This window comes from Streptococcus danieliae (assembly GCF_025447695.1).
In the GTDB taxonomy this organism is placed as follows: domain Bacteria; phylum Bacillota; class Bacilli; order Lactobacillales; family Streptococcaceae; genus Streptococcus; species Streptococcus danieliae.
In genome coordinates, this window is record NZ_JAOBSU010000174.1 from 1 (window position 1) to 1,802 (window position 1,802).

The 1,802-nt window shown below is 44.6% G+C and carries 2 protein-coding genes; both read right to left on the bottom strand.

Annotated elements, in window-relative coordinates; genetic code table 11:
• Window positions 1–394: 394 nt before the first annotated feature.
• Window positions 395–646 (bottom strand): hypothetical protein, encoded by a 252-nt coding sequence (locus N4310_RS08355; protein ID WP_262092813.1) that lies wholly within the window; start codon window positions 644–646, stop codon window positions 395–397.
• A 114-nt stretch (window positions 647–760) separates the two neighbouring features.
• Window positions 761–1,802, bottom strand: a 1,042-nt coding sequence (gene pepT, locus N4310_RS08360; RefSeq protein ID WP_262092814.1) for a peptidase T, incomplete at its 5' end; no start/stop codon positions are given.

Here is a 1,802-nt window from a genome sequence, read left to right on the forward strand (position 1 = left end):
CTCTTGCTGGAAATTGGAGGGCAAGAGTCCCTTCTTTTTTATATGACGGAATACTTCTGGTTTTTAGAAGTGCCCTTAAATATTGCAAAACCTTACAAAAACATGGAGTTTAAACAGCCCTATTTTCATTTCTTTACCAAAGCTTTCTAAACTTTACCGATTTTTTGCTCCCAAAAATCTCCCTAAAAGGCTTACAAGGGCACGTCTAAAAACCGGTTAGATTTTGTATCTTCAAAAAATAGACTTCCTGCGGAACTAATGTATTGGATCCCATTTCTCAGCAGGAAAGATCGCATAACCACACTGAAATATTTGTAACTCAGTCTTTTTCAAGTAATGACTCCGATAAATCTCAAGTTCTGTCACTGTTTTGCAGGAAGTCTATTATCAGTTTTTAGGGATTCCACAAAAGAGTAAAAGAACCTAGAAACCCTAGTATAGCAAGAGTTCTGGAAGTTTTTTGAATTCTGTATGAATCATTTGGGTTAAAACCAATACCTCGGAAAGTATTGCTTTTCATAGTGTTTTCAATAACACCAAAGACAGGTTCTACCCGACAAGGAACACGGGCTAACTGACGACTAAACTTCTTGTCGATCTCGGTAAGTGGATTACTGGGATAGGCGATACGAGCTGTATCGTACATACATCCTTCTGGTACAGGTTTGCCAATAGAAGCACGATCCTCAAAAACAGGTTTGTGAGGATTCCAAAGTTCAGCTAATAGGTTAGAATTATGCACATTAGTTGTTGTTACTAGCTACGGTTTAGGGGGGAGTGAGAGTTCTTGGCTGGCAATGCCGATAATGACATCACAGGCTTTTTCCATGGTTTGGAGACTGACAAATTCGTAGCGACCGTGCATGTTTTCACCACCTGCGAAGATGTTTGGAGTTGGGATGCCCATGAAGGATATTTTGGAGCCATCTGTGCCACCGCGGATTGGTTCAATAATCGGTGTAATGTCCAAGGATTTCATGACTTGCTCAGCTAGTAGAACAGGTCGCATATCTTTTTCGATGACTTCTTTCATGTTGGAATACTGGTCCTTGATAGCGACGCAGACGCGTTCTTCACCCCAGCTCCGGTTCATGCGACCGGCAATACGTTGGAGAGTTTCTTTGCGGTCGGTCAAACCCTGGCTTTCAAAATCCCGTAGGATATAGTCGGCATGGGCTTCTTCTTCGGTACCGGATAGTTTTTGGAGGTGATAAAAGCCTTGGTAACCCTCTGTGTACTCAGGGCGTTCGGCATCTGGTACAACGCTATGGAAGTCCATGGCCAGTTGGAGAGCGTTGATCATTTGGTCCTTGGCAGTTCCAGGATGGACATTTCGTCCTTTGAAGGTAATGTGGGCTAGGGCCGCATTGAAGGTTTCATATTGGAGTTCTCCCAGGGGGCCACCGTCAACGGTGTAGGCGAAATCAACATTAAAGTCAGCCGCATCAAAGCGATCGGCTCCGGTTCCGATTTCTTCATCTGGTCCAAAACCGATACGAAGCTCGGCGTGTTCGATTTCTGGGTGAGCGATTAGATATTCAACGGCTGAGAGAATTTCGGCAATGCCAGCCTTATCGTCGGCTCCTAGCAGGGTGTTCCCATCGGTTGTAATGAGGGTTTGGCCTAGGTAGTTTTGGAGTTGCGGGAACTGGTTGGGGTTCAATTCATAGCCACTGTCGCCGAGTGGAATGCTGCCGCCTTGGTAGTTTTCGACCACTTGTGGGCGAACATTGTCAGCATTGAAATCGGCTGTATCCATGTGGGAAATGAAGCCAATTTTATAAGGGAATTTATCGGAATTG

Coding starts and splice junctions, on each gene's coding strand:
- N4310_RS08355 (WP_262092813.1), bottom strand. CDS start 646: ATGTACGATACAGCTCGTATCGCCTATCCCAGTAATCCACTTACCGAG.